Origin of the sequence: Aeromonas sp. R2-2, assembly GCF_040908355.1 — a bacterium.
Lineage (GTDB): Bacteria > Pseudomonadota > Gammaproteobacteria > Enterobacterales > Aeromonadaceae > Aeromonas > Aeromonas veronii.
In genome coordinates this window covers 1-16758 of sequence record NZ_JBFODQ010000069.1, presented here as the reverse complement: position 1 = coordinate 16758, position 16758 = coordinate 1, and the positions used below count along the sequence as shown (strand labels likewise).

General features: G+C 59.3%; 17 protein-coding genes. 7 read left to right on the top strand and 10 right to left on the bottom strand.

Translation table 11 applies throughout. The features are described from left to right. The 8 genes from sucD to sdhC form a co-directional block, all read right to left on the bottom strand. The coding region (gene sucD / locus AB5Z09_RS14355; protein WP_368195539.1) for a succinate--CoA ligase subunit alpha at positions 1-739 on the bottom strand (739 nt) is incomplete at its 3' end. Then, positions 739-1905, bottom strand: coding sequence for an ADP-forming succinate--CoA ligase subunit beta (gene sucC, locus AB5Z09_RS14350; RefSeq protein ID WP_005361097.1), 1167 nt, complete (start codon positions 1903-1905; stop codon positions 739-741). The genes sucD and sucC, both read right to left, overlap by 1 nt. Before the next feature lie 171 nt (positions 1906-2076). Then, positions 2077-3267 carry a 2-oxoglutarate dehydrogenase complex dihydrolipoyllysine-residue succinyltransferase gene (odhB, locus tag AB5Z09_RS14345; protein ID WP_267529738.1) on the bottom strand — a complete coding sequence of 397 codons (1191 nt, stop codon included), beginning with the start codon at positions 3265-3267 and terminating at the stop codon, positions 2077-2079. Between the two features lie 35 nt (positions 3268-3302). Continuing rightward, complete coding sequence (gene sucA, locus AB5Z09_RS14340) at positions 3303-6110, bottom strand: 2-oxoglutarate dehydrogenase E1 component (protein WP_368195538.1); 2808 nt, start codon at positions 6108-6110, stop codon at positions 3303-3305. 115 nt (positions 6111-6225) lie between these two features. Further along, a complete protein-coding gene (locus AB5Z09_RS14335) occupies positions 6226-6942 on the bottom strand; it encodes a succinate dehydrogenase iron-sulfur subunit (RefSeq protein ID WP_005333549.1) in 717 nt (238 codons plus the stop codon). A gap of 16 nt (positions 6943-6958) precedes the next feature. Then, positions 6959-8725 (bottom strand): succinate dehydrogenase flavoprotein subunit, encoded by a 1767-nt coding sequence (gene sdhA / locus AB5Z09_RS14330; RefSeq protein WP_013723668.1) that lies wholly within the window; start codon positions 8723-8725, stop codon positions 6959-6961. Position 8726: 1 nt separating this feature from the next. Next, positions 8727-9071 (bottom strand): succinate dehydrogenase, hydrophobic membrane anchor protein, encoded by a 345-nt coding sequence (gene sdhD / locus AB5Z09_RS14325; protein WP_005333558.1) that lies wholly within the window; start codon positions 9069-9071, stop codon positions 8727-8729. After that, positions 9065-9442, bottom strand: a complete 378-nt coding sequence (gene sdhC, locus AB5Z09_RS14320) for a succinate dehydrogenase cytochrome b556 subunit (RefSeq protein WP_005333571.1) — start codon at positions 9440-9442, stop codon at positions 9065-9067. Before sdhC ends, sdhD begins: the two co-directional genes overlap by 7 nt. 64 nt (positions 9443-9506) lie before the next feature. Here sdhC and AB5Z09_RS14315 point away from each other — a divergent pair, with 64 nt between their 5' ends. From AB5Z09_RS14315 to AB5Z09_RS14305, 3 genes are all read left to right on the top strand, one after another. Further along, a complete protein-coding gene (locus tag AB5Z09_RS14315) occupies positions 9507-9707 on the top strand; it encodes a hypothetical protein (protein WP_124929313.1) in 201 nt (66 codons plus the stop codon). Positions 9708-9884: 177 nt separating this feature from the next. After that, positions 9885-11171: a citrate synthase gene (locus AB5Z09_RS14310; RefSeq protein WP_005333572.1), complete on the top strand. Its 1287-nt coding sequence runs from the start codon at positions 9885-9887 to the stop codon at positions 11169-11171. A 92-nt stretch (positions 11172-11263) separates the two neighbouring features. After that, positions 11264-11584, top strand: a complete 321-nt coding sequence (locus tag AB5Z09_RS14305; protein WP_005333575.1) for a DUF4377 domain-containing protein — start codon at positions 11264-11266, stop codon at positions 11582-11584. A gap of 78 nt (positions 11585-11662) precedes the next feature. Here the strand turns inward: AB5Z09_RS14305 and AB5Z09_RS14300 are convergent, their stop codons facing one another. Both AB5Z09_RS14300 and AB5Z09_RS14295 read right to left on the bottom strand, forming a co-directional pair. Continuing rightward, positions 11663-12103 (bottom strand): acetyltransferase, encoded by a 441-nt coding sequence (locus AB5Z09_RS14300; RefSeq protein WP_368195537.1) that lies wholly within the window; start codon positions 12101-12103, stop codon positions 11663-11665. Between the two features lie 58 nt (positions 12104-12161). Further along, the gene (locus AB5Z09_RS14295; RefSeq protein ID WP_368195536.1) at positions 12162-13007 is read right to left on the bottom strand and encodes a DUF5718 family protein; all 846 of its coding nucleotides are present in this window, start codon (positions 13005-13007) and stop codon (positions 12162-12164) included. A 338-nt stretch (positions 13008-13345) separates the two neighbouring features. On the opposite strand from AB5Z09_RS14295, the gene AB5Z09_RS14290 reads away from it, so the two are divergent. From AB5Z09_RS14290 to AB5Z09_RS14275, 4 genes are all read left to right on the top strand, one after another. Next, on the top strand, positions 13346-13738 hold the full coding sequence (locus AB5Z09_RS14290) for an NUDIX domain-containing protein (protein ID WP_309507191.1): 393 nt from the start codon (positions 13346-13348) through the stop codon (positions 13736-13738). Positions 13739-13829: 91 nt separating this feature from the next. Continuing rightward, positions 13830-14336, top strand: a complete 507-nt coding sequence (locus AB5Z09_RS14285) for an N-acetyltransferase family protein (RefSeq protein ID WP_368195535.1) — start codon at positions 13830-13832, stop codon at positions 14334-14336. Positions 14337-14633: 297 nt separating this feature from the next. Next, entirely contained in the window at positions 14634-15752 is a 1119-nt protein-coding gene (locus tag AB5Z09_RS14280; protein WP_194496129.1) for a glycerol dehydrogenase, read from the top strand. A gap of 131 nt (positions 15753-15883) precedes the next feature. Continuing rightward, a partial coding sequence (locus AB5Z09_RS14275; RefSeq protein ID WP_368195534.1) for an IS4 family transposase occupies positions 15884-16758 on the top strand: 875 nt, incomplete at its 3' end.

Genomic DNA, 16758 nt, shown 5'->3' with positions numbered 1-16758 from the left:
GGCCCATCCGCTTGCCGGGAGGGGCAGTAACACCCGCGATATAGGAGACCACCGGCTTGGTGACGTGGGCCTTGATATAGGCGGCAGCGTCTTCCTCGGCGTTGCCGCCGATCTCGCCGATCATCACGATCGCTTCGGTCTGCGGGTCGTTCTGGAACATCTCCAGAATGTCGATAAAGTTGGAGCCCGGGATGGGGTCGCCACCGATACCGACGCAGGTGGACTGGCCAAAGCCCTCGTCAGTGGTCTGCTTGACCGCTTCGTAGGTCAGGGTGCCGGAGCGGGAGACGATACCCACCTTGCCCGGCTTGTGAATGTGGCCCGGCATGATGCCGATCTTGCACTCACCCGGGGTGATAACGCCCGGGCAGTTGGGGCCGATCATCCGCACGCCGGTCTCTTGCAGCTTCACTTTGACGTCCAGCATATCCAGCGTCGGGATGCCTTCGGTGATGGTGACAATCAGCTTGATGCCCGCGTCGATCGCTTCCAGGATCGCGTCCTTGCAGAACGGCGCCGGCACATAGATGACGGAGGCGGTGGCGCCGGTCGCTTCGACCGCGTCACGGACGGTGTTGAACACCGGCAGGCCCAGATGGGTGGTGCCGCCCTTACCCGGAGAGACGCCGCCCACCAGCTGGGTACCATAGGAGAGCGCCTGCTCGGAGTGGAAAGTACCCTGACCGCCGGTAAAGCCCTGGCAGATGACTCGGGTGTCCTTGTTGATCAGTACGCTCATCAGTTGGCCTCCGCTGCTTTGACGACTTGCTGCGCGGCATCGGTCAGACTCTTGGCCGCAATGATGTTGAGGCCGCTCTCGGCCAGCTTGATACCACCCAGCTCGGCGTTGTTGCCTTCCAGACGGACCACGACGGGCACCTTGACCCCCACTTCCTTGACCGCACCGATAATGCCTTCCGCGATCATGTCGCAGCGCACGATGCCGCCGAAGATGTTGACCAGCACCGCTTTGACGTTGCTGTCGGAGAGGATGATCTTGAACGCCTCGGTTACGCGCTCCTTGGTGGCGCCGCCGCCGACGTCAAGGAAGTTGGCCGGCTTGCCGCCGTGCAGGTTGACGATGTCCATGGTGCCCATGGCCAGACCCGCGCCGTTGACCATGCAGCCGATGTTGCCATCGAGGGCCACATAGTTCAGCTCCCACTGGGCAGCGTGCGCTTCGCGGGGGTCATCCTGTGACGGGTCGTGCATTTCGCGCAGCTTGGGCTGACGATACAGTGCGTTGGCGTCGATGTTGATCTTGCCATCCAGGCAGTGCAGGTTGCCCTGCGCGGTGATCACCAGCGGGTTGATCTCCAGCAGCGCGAAATCGCAATCCAGGAACATCTGGCCCAGACCCATGAAGATCTTGGTGAACTGTTTGATCTGATCGCCGACCAGACCCAGTTTGAAGGCCAGTTCGCGGGCCTGATAAGCCTGCGGACCCACCAGCGGATCAATGGCCGCCTTGTGGATCAGATGGGGGGTTTCGTGGGCGATCTTCTCGATATCCACGCCACCTTCGGTTGAGGCCATGAAGACCACGCGGCGCGAACCACGGTCAACTACGGCGCCCAGGTAGAGCTCTTTGGCGATGTCGGTGCAAGATTCCACCAGGATCTTGGTGACCGGCTGGCCGTTGGCGTCGGTCTGGTAGGTCACCAGATTTTTGCCAAGCCAGTTCTGGGCGAAGGCTCGGATCTCATCCTTGCTCTTGGCCACTTTCACGCCGCCCGCTTTACCGCGGCCACCGGCATGTACCTGGCATTTGACGACCCAGGTATTGCCGCCAATCTTGTCGGCCGCTTCGGCCGCTTCTTGTGGGGTAGCACAGGCATAACCTTCGGAGACCGGCAGGCCATACTCGGCAAACAGCTGTTTTGCCTGATATTCATGCAGATTCATAGATGCTCTATCCGTGTTGTAGGTATTTCCGTCCGGGGCTGGTGTTTCTCAATCCCCTGTGAATGGGGGCCTGGGCGGCCCCTCGTTATCTTTCAATCGCTCGGGTATTACTCAAACGTCCAGCAGCACGTTCGGCTCGGGGCGAAAACCCCTTGCCCGGGTGCCATAGGCTTAGACGTCCAGCAACAGACGGGTCGGGTCTTCCAGCAGCTCCTTGACGGAGACCAGAAAGCCTACCGATTCGCGTCCGTCGATGAGACGGTGATCGTAGGAGAGCGCCAGATACATCATCGGCAGGATCTCGACCTTGCCGTCGACGGCCATCGGGCGATCCTGGATCTTGTGCATGCCCAGAATGGCGCTCTGGGGCGGGTTGATGATCGGGGTGGACATCAGGGAGCCGAACACGCCACCGTTGGTGATGGTGAAGTTGCCGCCAGTCAGTTCATCCACGGTCAGCTTGCCGTCACGGCCCTTGCCCGCCAGATCCTTTATGGCCTTCTCGATGTCCGCCAGGCTCATGTTGTCACAGTCGCGCAGCACCGGCGTCACCAGACCACGGGGGGTCGAGACGGCGATGCTGACGTCGAAGTAGTTGTGGTAAACCACGTCATCGCCATCGAGCGCCGCGTTCACTTCCGGATAGCGTTTGAGGGACTCCACCACCGCCTTCACGTAGAAGGACATAAAGCCGAGCTTGATGCCGTGCTTCTTCTCGAAGATCTCGCCGTACTGCTTGCGCAGATCCATGATGGGCTTCATGTTGACCTCGTTGAAAGTGGTCAGCATGGCGGTGGTGTTTTTCGCTTCCAGCAGACGCTCGGCAATGCGCTTGCGCAGACGGGTCATCGGTACCCGCTTGTCGGTACGACCACCCAGCGGGGCAACCTTGACTGCCGGGGCTGCAGTTGCGACCGGTGCGGCTGCCGCAGGCTGGCTCTTGGCCTTGATGAAGGCTTCCACATCATCCTTGGTGATGCGACCACCCTTGCCGGTACCGGTCAGCTTGGTCACGTCGATGTCGTGCTCGCCAATCAGGCGGCGCACCGAGGGGCTCAAGCCATCGGCACCATCATCGGCAACCGCTTCAGCGGGTTTCTCTTTGGTCTCTTCACCGGCCACCGGGGCGGCGGTGAGGATGGCAATCAGTTGACGGGACAACACGGTCGCCCCTTCCCCTTGCAGAATATCCCCCAGCACACCGGCTTGCGGTGCCGGCACTTCCAGCACCACCTTGTCGGTCTCGATGTCGACCAGCACTTCGTCACGGGCGACCAGATCGCCCGGTTTTTTGTGCCAGGTGGCGATAGTGGCATCGGCCACTGATTCCGGCAGATCCGGTACCTTGATTTCGATAGTCATCCAATCAGTTCCTTTTTACTTCTATGCCAGAGGCTTTACAGGGTAAGGGCATCTTCCACCAAGGCTTTTTGCTGCTTGGCGTGGACAGACATGTAACCGACGGCCGGTGAGGCTGACGCGGGGCGACCGGCATAACGCAGGGTGGCTCCGGCTGGCAGCACGCCATCGTAGTGGTGACGGGTGCAGTACCAGGCGCCCTGGTTCTGCGGCTCTTCCTGACACCAGACAAAGTCGGTGACGTGGCTGTAATCGGCCAGAATGGCGCGCACTTCCTCTTCCGGGAAGGGGTAGAGCTGCTCAATTCGCACCAGTGCCACATCTTGCTGCTCGGCCTTGCGACGGGCATCGAGCAAGTCGTAGTAGACCTTGCCGGAGCAGAAGACCACCCGCTTGACCGCTTTCGGATCCAGCGCATCGATCTCGCCGATGGCGTTCTGGAAGGTACCTTCCGCCAGCTCTTCAAGCTTGCTCACCGCCAGCGGATGGCGCAGCAGGGATTTGGGCGTCATGACGATGAGCGGACGACGCATCGGGCGCACAACCTGACGACGCAGCATATGGAACACCTGCGCCGGGGTAGAGGGCACGCACACCTGCATGTTGTGCTGGGCACACATCTGCAGATAACGCTCCAGACGGGCGGAGGAGTGCTCCGGCCCCTGCCCCTCGTAACCGTGCGGCAGCAGCATGGTCAGGCCGCACATCCGGCCCCACTTCTGCTCACCGGAGGAGAGGAACTGATCCACCACTACCTGGGCACAGTTGGCGAAATCGCCGAACTGGGCTTCCCAGATGGTGAGGCCAGCCGGCTCGGCGCTGGCGTAGCCATATTCAAAGGCCAGAACCGCGTTCTCGGTCAGCACAGAGTCATACACCTCGAACGGGCCCTGCTCGTCGTGCAGGTTGCACAGCGGGGTGTAGGTGCTGGCATCGGTCTGGCTGTGGAGTACGGCGTGGCGGTGGAAGAAGGTGCCACGGCCGGAGTCTTCACCGGTAAAGCGGATACGGGACCCCTTGTCCACCAGAGTGGCGTAGGCCAGAGTCTCGGCAAAGCCCCAATCCACCAACTTCTCGCCAGCGGCCATCAGACGGCGGTCTTCGTAAATCTTCTCGACCTGACGCTGCAGCACGTGGGTCGCCGGATACTGGCTCACCCGCTCGCCGAGGCTCTTGAGGTGATCCATCGGCACGGCACTCTCATAGGCCATGTTCCAGTCGTGGCCCAGATAAGGGGTCCAGTCGACGGAGTGCAGCTCCATCGGCCGCCACTCCTTGCTCACCCGCTCGCCGCGATCCAGCGCTTCGCGATACTCGTTGACCAGTTCGGTCGCCCGCTCCTGGGCGAGGCTCCCCTCGGCCACCAGCTGATCGGCGTAGATCTTGCGCGGGGTCGGGTGCTGCTTGATCTTCTGGTACATCAAAGGCTGGGTGGCGCTCGGCTCATCCGCTTCGTTGTGACCGTGACGACGGTAGCAGACTAGCTCGATCACCACGTCGCGTTTGAAGGTATTGCGGTAATCCAGTGCAATCTGGGTCACCAGCACCACAGCCTCCGGATCATCCCCGTTGACGTGCAGCACCGGCGCCTGCACCGCCTTGGCGATGTCGGTGCAATATTCGGTGGAACGCAGGTCACGGATATAGGAGGTGGTGAAACCAACCTGGTTGTTGATGACGATGCGCACCGTCCCGCCGACACCATAGGCACGGGTCTGGGACATGTTGAAGGTCTCGGCCACCACGCCCTGACCGGCCATGGCCGAGTCACCGTGAATGGTGATGGGCAACACGCTGGAGCCATCCTTGTCACCGCGACGATCCATCCGGGCACGGACCGAGCCGATGACCACAGGGTTGACGATCTCGAGGTGAGATGGGTTGAACGCCAGCGCAAGGTGGACGTTGCCACCCGGGGTGGCGAAGTCGGAGGAGAAGCCCATATGGTACTTCACATCACCGGTGCCCCAGGATTCGCCATGCTTGCCGGCAAACTCGTCGAACAGGTCCTGCGCCCGTTTACCCAGCACGTTGATCAGCACGTTGAGACGACCGCGGTGGGCCATACCGATAACGGCCTCTTTGCAGCCCTGCTCACCGGCACGACGGATCAGCTCCTTGAGCATGGGGATCATGGCGTCGCCACCTTCCAGCGAGAAGCGCTTGGCTCCCGGGAACTTGGCGCCCAGATATTTCTCCAGCCCTTCGGCAGCGGTCAGGCTCTCGAGGAAACGGGTCTTCTCTTCGAGGGTGTAGCTCCCCTTCCCTTCAATGGATTCGAGACGCTGTTGCAGCCAGCGCTTCTCTTCCGTGGAGGTGAGGTGCATGTAGTCGGCGCCGATGGAGCCGCAATAGGTCTTCTTCAGCGAGGCGTAGAGGTCGGAGAGCACCATGGTCTCGCGACCGATGGCGTAGGAGCCCACATTGAAGGTGGCTTCCATATCTGCGCCCTGCAGGTTGTGGAACGCAGGATCCAGTTCGGCAACGGTTTCACGCTGCCACAGGCCCAGCGGGTCCAGATTGGCATTCTGGTGACCACGGAAACGGAAGGCGTTGATCAGCTGCAATACCCGCACCTGCTTTGCATCCACTTGCGGATCGGAGACGGGGGCACTGTAGCGAGAGGGATCCTTGGCCAGACGACGGAAATAATCGCGGACCTGGGAGTGGGGTTGTTCAACCGCATGGCCATTGACCTGGGGCAGCTCGCTAAACAGGCTGCGCCACTCATCGGACACGGACTCAGGATTTTCCAGGAAGGATTCGTACAAATCCTCGATATAGCTTGCATTCGCACCAGCCAGGTGAGATGACTCCAACCAGGCCTTCATCACGCCGTTATGCATTTCTATCCCTTGTACTTCTTGTTACTGCTGCGCAGCTTGTAGGGGTCAAATAGCCATCCTGCCACGGGTCGGATGGCTATCCAGAGGTCGGGCCAGCACGTGGCCGGCCCTGATACTAAACAGCCCGATTGAGCAACATCGACTTGATCTGGCCAATCGCCTTGGTCGGGTTCAAGCCTTTCGGACAGACGTTCACGCAGTTCATGATGCCATGGCAGCGGAACACGCTGAAGGCGTCGTCCAGATTCCCCAGTCGTTCGGTGGTCGCGGTGTCGCGGCTGTCAGCCAGCCAGCGGTAGGCGGCGAGCAGCCCGGCCGGACCGATGAACTTGTCGGGATTCCACCAGAAGGAGGGGCACGAAGTGGAGCAGCAGGCACAGAGAATGCACTCGTACAGGCCGTCAAGCTTGGCGCGCTCTTCGGGGGATTGCAGGTGCTCACGCACCGGCGGCAACTTGTCATCATTGATGAGGAAGGGTTTGACCTTCTCCCACTGGGTGTAGAACTGGGTCATGTCGATCACCAGATCACGGATCACCGGCAGGCCGGGTAAGGGGCGGATAACGACGTTATTGCCCTTCTTCAGCAGGTCGGAGAGCGGGGTGATACAGGCAAGACCGTTCTTGCCATTCATGTTGAGACCGTCTGATCCACAGACCCCTTCGCGGCAAGAGCGGCGGAAGGCGAGCGTGGGATCCAGCTCTTTCAACTGGATCAGTGCGTCGAGCACCATCATGTCGGAACCTTCAGGAATATCAAGACGATATTCCTTCATATGGGGGACGTTATCAACATCCGGATTGTATCTGTAGACAGAGAATGTGACGTTCATAGGGCTGGCTCCGCAATCAGTAAGTCCGGACCTTGGGCGGGAACGCCTCACGGGTCTTGGGTGACATGTTGACAGCGCGACGGGTCATGGACTCGGTGTCCGGATGATAGAGGCTGTGGCACAGCCAGTTCTCATCGTCGCGATCCGGGAAGTCAAAGCGGCAGTGAGCACCGCGACTCTCGGTACGGAAGTTGGCGGCAACCGCCGTGGCAAACGCCGTCTCCATCAGGTTGTCCAGCTCCAGGCACTCGATGCGCTGGGTGTTGAACTCTTTGGAGGTGTCATCCAAACGAGCTGACTTGAGGCGCTCGCGGATAACTTTGAGCTCGGCCAACCCTTCTGCCATCGCCGCACCTTCGCGGAATACGGAGAAGTTGTTCTGCATGCAGCGCTGCAGGTCTTTGCGGATCTGCACCGGGTCTTCACCGTCACGGCAATTTTCCCAGCGGTTGAAGCGGGCCAGTGCGGCATCCAGATCCGACTCGGAAGCATCACGACCGTGCTCCATCTCGCCCAGAGTGTTGACCAGATGCATGCCAGCAGCGCGGCCGAACACCACCAGATCCAGCAGGGAGTTGCCGCCCAGACGGTTGGCGCCGTGCACCGAGACGCAGGCAATCTCGCCCACCGCAAACAGACCGACCACCGGCACGTCGTTGCCGTTCTTGTCCTGGGTCAGGCACTGGCCATTCACGTTGGTCGGCACGCCGCCCATCATGTAGTGGCAGGTCGGAATGATCGGGATCGGCTCTTTGACCGGATCCACGTGGGCGAAGGTGCGAGAGAGCTCGCAGATCCCCGGCAGACGGGATTCCAGCACCTCTTTGCCGAGGTGATCCAGCTTGAGCTTGATGTGCGGGCCCCAGGGACCATCGCAGCCACGGCCTTCACGGATCTCGATCATGATGGAGCGGGCCACCACGTCGCGACCGGCCAAGTCCTTGGCGTTCGGCGCGTAACGCTCCATGAAGCGCTCGCCATCTTTATTGAGCAGATAGCCACCTTCACCACGGCAGCCTTCAGTTACCAGCACCCCTGCCCCGGCGATGCCGGTCGGGTGGAACTGCCACATCTCCATGTCCTGCACGCCGACACCGGCACGCAGCGCCATACCGACACCGTCACCTGTATTGATGTGAGCGTTGGTGGTGGACTGGTAGATACGACCGGCACCGCCAGTCGCCAGCACGGTGGCCTTGGCCTTGAAGTAGACCACTTCACCGCTCTCCATATCGATGGCGGTACAACCCACCACATGGCCATCCTGGTTTTTCACCAGATCCAGCGCATACCACTCGGAGAAAACGGTGGTCTTGTTCTTGACGTTCTGTTGGTAAAGGGTGTGCAGCAGGGCGTGACCGGTACGGTCGGCGGCCGCTGCGGTACGAGCAGCCTGCTCGCCACCGAAATTCTTGGACTGACCACCAAACGGACGCTGGTAGACAGACCCGTTATCGAAACGGGAGAAGGGCAGCCCCATGTTCTCCAGCTCATAGATAGCCTCGGGACCGGTTTTGCACATGTACTCGATGGCTTCCTGATCACCGATGTAATCGGAACCTTTTACCGTGTCATACATATGCCACTGCCAGTTGTCATCGTGGGCATTGCCCAGCGCAACCGTGATCCCGCCCTGGGCGGAGACAGTGTGAGAACGGGTTGGAAAAACCTTGGACAACAGAGCGCAGCTCTTGCCGGACTGGGCAATCTGCAGCGCGGCGCGCATACCGGCACCACCGGCACCAATAACCACCGCATCAAATTCACGAGTTGGAATAGTCACCTTACACACCCCACAGCACGACGAAACCCGTCATCAGATAGACAAACAGCACCACGACCAGGGCAAATTGCAGCGCCCCGCGCAGCCCTACCGGCTTGATATAGTCAGTCAGCACCTGCCACAGACCAATCCAGGCGTGGATCAGTACGCAGAGCAGGGTCAACAGGGTGAATACTTTGGTGAATGTTTTGGCGAAGAAGCCTGCCCACACCTCGTAGGTGATGTCGTTGAACGCGACAAAGCCCACCAGATAGAGGACATAACAGGTCATGATGAGGGCGGTGGCGCGGATCAGGATGTAATCATGAACGCCGCTGCGCCCGAAGGTTGCAGAATTGGTTACCATACAAGCACTCCCGCCAATACAGCCAGGATCGCGGTGATCACGAAGGCCACGCGGGCGCTCTGATTGCCGGATTCCAGCTCTTCCCAATAGCCCATATCCATGACCAGATGACGCAAGCCGCCCACAATGTGGTATGCCAGCGCAGTCAGGATCCCCCACAGCACGAGTTTGACCAGGAAGTTGTCCATGATGGCAACCACGGTTTCAAACCCTTCGGGAGAGGCGAGTGAAGTACCAAGCATCCACAGCAAGATGCCCAGTGCAACAAAGGTAATGACCCCTGAAACACGGTGCAGGATGGATGCAATGGCAGTGACAGGAAAGCTGATCGTCTGTAGGTCGAGGTTGACCGGTCTCTGTTTGTTTTTCACGCTTGCCCACTCAGCTCCATTGAGCACGTTAGTTATTGTTTTAACTCACACTTGAGGGCACGGAATGGTGATTGTTGGTTTTTTGTTACCAAAACACTCTGAAAAAGCCAAAACGCGAGTTTTCGGTTTCACATCAGGCTTTGCCAAAGCGTTTCAAACACCCGCAGCCATGACCCACGTGGCGCAGTATATCGGCGGCCTTAACCGAAGACAATCAATTAGCTACAAAGAAAACACAAAACCGCAAACTCGATCGCATATTTAATTTAACATTTCATTAATGCCATTAATGGGGTTCCAGCAAAATTGACATTGATAAGGAACTCTGTTTCAAATAAGGCGCTCCAGCCACTTCGGTATGGGTAACAACCTTTGCCAGCGTCATAAAAGTCGTAATAGAGTAGGACTGGAACCAAATTATAAAGAGCAAAGGAGACGTGCTATGGCTGATAAGATAGCCACCCTACACCTGCCCGGAAAAGATCCGGTCGAACTGCCGATCCTCTCCGGCACCATCGGCCCGGATGTCATCGATGTCAGAAAATTGGGATCACAGGGGTATTTCACCTTTGACCCCGGTTTTATGGCGACCGGTTCTTGCAAATCTGCCATTACCTACATTGACGGGGATCAGGGTGTCTTGCTGCACCGTGGTTACCCCATCGCCCAGTTGGCCACCCAGGCCACCTATCTGGAAGTCTGCTATATCCTGCTGTACGGCGAAGCGCCGACCAAGGCCCAATATGCCGAATTCGAACGCCTGGTCACCCGCCACACCATGGTGCACGAGCAGATAGCCTTCTTCTTCCGCGGCTTCCGTCGTGACTCCCACCCCATGGCCATCATGTGCGGTGTAGTCAGCGCCCTCTCCGCCTTCTATCACGATGCCCTCGACATCAATAACGAGCAGCATCGCGAGATCTGTGCCTTCCGTCTGCTCTCCAAGATGCCGACTCTGGCCGCCATGTGTTACAAGTACTCCATCGGCCAGCCGTTCATGCAGCCGCGTAACGCCCTCTCCTATGCCGGTAACTTCCTGCACATGATGTTTGGCGTGCCGACCGAAGAGTACAAGGTCAACCCCATCGTTGAACGCGCCATGGATCGTATCTTTACCCTCCATGCGGATCACGAGCAGAACGCCTCCACCTCCACCGTTCGTCTGGCTGGCTCCTCCGGTGCCAACCCGTTCGCCTGTATCGCCGCGGGGATCGCCTCCCTGTGGGGACCGGCCCACGGTGGTGCCAACGAAGCCTGCCTGCGCATGCTGGAAGAGATCGGCTCGGTGGATCGCATCCCCGAGTACATCGCCAAGGCCAAGGACAAGAATGATCCGTTCCGCCTGATGGGCTTCGGTCACCGCGTCTACAAGAACCACGACCCCCGTGCCACCGTGATGCGCGAAACCTGCCACGAAGTACTGACCGAGCTGCAGATCAAGGATCCGCTGCTGGACGTAGCCATGGAGCTGGAGCGTATTGCGCTCTCCGACCCCTACTTCGTCGAGAAGAAACTCTACCCGAACGTAGACTTCTACTCCGGTATCATCATGAAGGCGATCGGCATCCCGATGAGCATGTTCACCGTGATCTTCGCCATCTCCCGCACTATCGGCTGGATTGCGCACTGGAACGAGTTCCACTCAGACCCGGACAGCAAGATTGGTCGCCCACGCCAGCTCTACGTGGGTCACCCGTTGCGCGAGTTCACTCCGCTCGAGCAGCGCTAACCACTGCGCTGATATGGTTTGTTACAAAGGCGGTCATTGACCGCCTTTTTGTTTGCCGCTCTAATGCCCCCTTTCGCGTTAAGGAGTCCATTATGAAACCACTGTTTATCAGCGCAGCCTTGCTGCTGACCGCCTGCCAGAGCGCCCCCGCCCCGTCACAGGGGGAGACCCTATATATCAACAGCCAGCTGGTCGATTGCGTCGGAGTTGGCCCGATGCAGTGCATGCAGGTTCGCAGTGATGAGCAGCAGCCCTGGACGCTGTTCTACCAAAATATTGAAGGTTTCCAGTTCGAGCCTGGCTATCGCTACCAGCTCACTGTCAGCAAGGAGCAGCTCACCGATGTGCCGGCCGATGCCCCCTCCCTGCGCTATCGACTGATCAAGGTGGTGAACAAGGTCGCCAGCAAGTAACAAACACGATCAAAAAAACAGGGGATGGCTGATGCCATCCCCTGTTGGTTTATGGGTACTGCGCCTCATCAGGCACGATCAGGTCGGCGCCAGCGCCATATGCAGCAGCGGATAGGGCTTGCCCTGACCATCCAGCGGCGAACGACCCGTCACGGTGAATCCCATCTTCAGATAGAAGCCCACCGCCTGTTCGTTCTGCTCGTTGACGTCAACCTGCGTCGCGCCGCCCTGCGTGATGGCATGTTCCACCAGCCGGCCCCCCACGCCACTACCGCGCGCCTCGGGTGCCACAAACAGCATCTCCAGCTTGCCCTCGTACACTCCGCTAAAACCCGTAATCAGCCCCTCTTCTGTACGGGCACTGTGCAGTGTCACCGCATCGAAGTAGTGCTCCAGAATAAGCGGTTTGAGAGCCAGGATCTCGGCCTCGGGCAGGAAGTGGTGGGTCGCCCGAACAGAGGCCTCCCACAGATCGATCAGGGCCGGATAATCGGCCCGCGTTGCAGTATCAATCTTCATCAATGACTCTTTGTTGCAGCCCGCAGGATGGCTGTGGCCTCCCCGCGAGCCAACCTGATTAGCGCGCCTGCACCGCCTGCAGCAGCACCGACATATCAGCACCAAAGTGGCGGCTGCGGATCGCCTCGCGGATCTCCGCTTCGCTATAACGGCTGCCCGGGTAGACCACTACGCAGGAGGTGTCGCCCGGTTTAAGGAAGTGGGTCTCGCCAAACGGGGTATAGCGGGTGGCACCGATACTGATGAGCGCATGGGGAGGATGTCCCGCCTGCGCCAGCAGTCCCTGAATGTGCTCCGCCGGCCCTTCATCCTGCTGATGATTGAACTTGTCGATGGCCCAGTCGAGCAGCTTGCCGTGGAAGTAGCTGTAGTCGATGGCGGCGCTGTCTACCCCGTAGGCGTGCAGCTCACCGTCCCGCTCCAGATAGCAGGCGATACGATACTCATCGAGCTCGCAACCGGCGGCAAAACCGGAAAGCGGCAGCAGGTTGGCCGCCAACCCCTTGCTCTCTTCGCCCCAGTTCTTCTTCTCGCTGATCTTCTTGGCGTTGGGACGACGGATGGAGCAGTCGTTATAGGCGCCAAAGGCACGGGGATGGATCGCCACCACCTGCTTGTCGGCATACTCAAGCTCGCACCAGAGGGCCACTTCCGGCTCGATCTGCACCTTCTCGTCACCGCTGACCGCCGCTTCCGGCAGGAAGATCGCCTTGTCGCTCAACGGGAATACCCCGAGCTGACCCGGATGGCCCGGCACGAAAAAGGGAAACAGCGCCTTGGGCGCCGTGGTGTCACGCACCACTACCGCTACGAAGTCCGACGCTTCGCCCGCCTGCTCCAGATGACCGGCGAAATTGCCCGCGACCCCGAGTCCGATAAACTTGCTCTCTGCTGCTATCTGCATCTTGCTCACCTGCATCTTGCCCACGCAAGGTAGCAGGCCCGTCGCCCACTACCGCTAAAGTGGCAAGATTAAACCACAAGGGCCCCGCCTTCGCCCAGTCCGGCCCTGTCGTGGTGTGCGCCAGTCCACTTTTTTAGGGACGAGAAGGCTGTGGCGAACCAGCCATTGCGCACTCATTCAGCTACGCAGTCACCGCGCTGGAAACAGTGCGTTTCCGGCCTATCCCCTCTTTCTCCTTGGGACTCAACTTCATCTTTGTTAGGCTGCCGGCATGCAAAACAACTGTGCGCTTGAATGCGCCACTGCTCATCACGGCAACCCCATTGGAGAGAAAACGGATGATCGACAAACTCGCCTGGCTCACCTTTAAAGATCAGCAACTGCTCTGCGCCCGCTCCCACGGCAAGGGCATCTATTACATCCCAGGCGGCAAGCGGGAACCGGGCGAGAGCGACGAGGCGGCGCTGATCCGCGAGATTGAGGAGGAGCTGGCTGTCACCCTGCAACCCGACACCCTGCGCTTTGCCTGCGAGTTCAGCGCCCAAGCCGATGGCAAACCGGCAGGAGTCGAGGTGCGACTGCGCTGCTACACCGGCGAAGCGAGCGGCACCCCGATCGCCTCGGCCGAAATTGCCGAGCTGCGCTGGCTCGACAGCTCTCACCTCGATGAGCTCTCCCCCGTCTCCCGCTTGCTGTTTACCTGGCTGGTTGAGCAGGAGCTGATCCGCTGACAAGCCGTACTCGCGGCGAGCATACGTACCCACCTCATATGAACCAACGGTGGCAATCAGCCACATAACAGCGCAACGACAAGGATGTCAGATGAACATTGTGGAAGTTAAGAGCGCAGCGACCTACCAAAGCGCGCTCATCGCCCTGCTGCAAGATTGTGTCGATAGCGGCGCCTCGGTCGGTTTTTTACCGCCGCTGACCACGGAGGAATCTGCTCGCTACTGGCAAGGAATTGAAGCGGATCTGGCGGCTGATCACCGAAAGCTGTGGCTGGCCCTTGAGCAGCAACAGATAGTAGGAGCGATTCAGCTCGCGCTCTGTGGCAAGGCCAACGGTCGCCACCGGGCCGAAGTGGAAAAATTGATGGTACTGCAAACGGCGAGAGGTAAAGGTGTCGGTCGTGCGCTGATGCAGGCAATGGAACAAGGCGCCCATGCCGCGGGCCGTTCGCTGCTGGTGCTGGATACTCGCGCCGGTGATGTGGCCTCCCACCTTTATCGTCAACTCGGCTATCTGGAGGCGGGCCAGATCCCGAGCTTTGCACGCAACGCCGATGGCACCCTTGCAGCAACCGCAATCTTCTACAAACTGCTCTGACGATCTCCTATCCCTTATCCACATACAGCAGGGCCGCACCAAGCGGTCCTGCTTGTTGCCAGCGTGACTGTTTGTTGCAGCAATATGGCTTGCGACGGATTGCCACGATACGGCCATTGCGCCTGTATGCCTCAACACCGCCAATCGCCGCCCCAAAATACAGCCAAATAAATAGAAAGATTAATTAATGATTAAAACACCCCCCTTTTCTTCTTCATCTATTGCCTCATCAGGCGTATCGTAAGAGACCCATTTGATAATCAATTTTATGTTATTCACTGCCTTGAGGAATAATGGATGCCCACTTTGCCCCGTACAGTTACCTCCCCCAAAAAGTTCATCATCGGTCAGCACCTTCTCCCGCAACTCCATGAACACGTTAAAGATTTTGGTGACTATGCGTTGCTCATCAGCGATGAGTTCATTCTGGAGCGGGTACGGGAAGAAGCTTTGGCGGGGCTCTTGCAGGCAGGCCTCAGGGGAGTGGTCGACAAGTTTCGCTACGAATGCACCGAACAGGAGATCCACCGCCTGACCCACCTTGCAGAGCAATATGGTGCGAACGTGATTGTCGGGATCGGCGGCGGCAAGACGCTGGATGTCGCCAAGGCCGTGGCCTTCTATCTGCGCCGTCCGGTTGTGCTGTTCCCGACGATTGCCTCCACAGATGCCCCCTGCACGGCACTGGCGGTGATCTACAACCAGGCGGGGGAATTTGAGCGCTATCTGTTCCTGCCGCAAAATCCGGACGTGGTGCTGGCTGACACGGCCATCATTGCCGCCGCGCCTCCCCGCTTCTTTTCCGCAGGCGTCGGTGATGCCCTGGCCACCTATTTCGAGGCGCGCGCCTGTTATCGGTCGGACGGGCTCAATCTGGTCGGCAAGCGCCCTTCACGCACTGGCCTTGGTCTGGCACAGCTCTGTTACGAGCTGCTTGGTGAGAACATCGAGCTGGCCATGGATGCGATACGGCACCATGTCTCGACCCCGGCGCTTGAGCAGGTTATCGAGGCCACCATCTACCTCAGCGGGGTCGGCGCCGAAGCCGGTGGACTGGCCGCAGCTCATGCCGTCAACAACGGCATGTCACTGATCCCGGAGCTCCATCGCGCCCAGCATGGCGAGAAGGTAGTCTTCGGCCTGCTGACCCAACTCGTGCTTGAGCGCGCCCCGCAACACGAACTTGATGAGGTGTTTCGCATCATCGACTGTGCAGGTCTGCCCATGACGCTGCAAGAGCTGGGGCTCACCCACTTTGATGAAAGCGAGTGGCGCAAGGTGGCGCAGCTGGCCTGCGATCCCCTCGATACCATGGGCAACATGCCGATGACAGTGAGTGAACAGGATGTCTACGCCGCCATGGTAGCGGCCAATGCCATGGCTGAGCGTTATCGCCTCCGCCATCCCCGCATCTGATTGCTTGCCGCACTAAATAGGCAAACAGTAAAAGGCTTGCCCATTGGCATAATGCCGATCAGTTAAGGATCCATTGACCGATCCTTCTGTTGTGTAAAAATCCGAAACCTGTTGATTGGTTTCGGATTTTTATGCGTATCGACCAGGCTCTCGATTTCCTGCACGCCAGTAATGCCGCTCAGTTTGAGTCACTCTCCGACCTCATTCCTCCCGAGCTCATCACGACGCTGCTCGCCGAAGAGGATGTCGCGACCCTGCGCCGTCGTCGTATGCCTATGGAGCGTCTGGTCTGGGCCATCATCGGCATGGCTATCTTCCGCCACGTCCCCATGACCCAGCTGGTCAATCAGCTCGATATCCTGTTGCCCGGCGACCGCCCCTTTGTCGCCCCCAGCGCCTTCCTGCAAGCTCGCCAAAAACTGGGGGACAAGAGCATTGAGCGGCTGTTTCACGAGACCGCCTCTCTCTGGCACCAGCAGGCCAATCATCCCGGTTGGGCCAGGCTGCAACTGCTCGCCGTCGATGGCGTGATGTGGCGCCCCCCCGATACCCCGGACAATGCCGCCGAGTTTGCCAAGCCCGGCACGCAGCATGGCGAGACCACCTATCCGCAGGTGCGCATGCTCTGTCAGATGGAGCTGACCAGTCACCGACTTGTGCAGGCCGTCATGGAGAGCTGCGCCGTCAACGAGATGGTGTTGGCCGAACAGCTTGTCGCACGCACGCCGGACCACTCGCTGACCCTGTTCGACAAGGGGTTCTATTCACTTGGCCTGCTCCACGCCTGGCAAACCACCGGCTGCGAGCGGCACTGGTTGCTGCCGCTCAAAAAGGGCACCCAATACGAGGTGGTGCGCAAACTGGGGCGCCAGGATGCACTGGTCTTGCTGAACACCAGCCCACAGGCGAGGAAGAAGTGGCCGCACCTGCCGGACACAGTGGAAGCCCGCTTGCTGACTCGACACATCAATGGCAAGGAGCGGCAAGTGCTGACCTCAATGGTCGA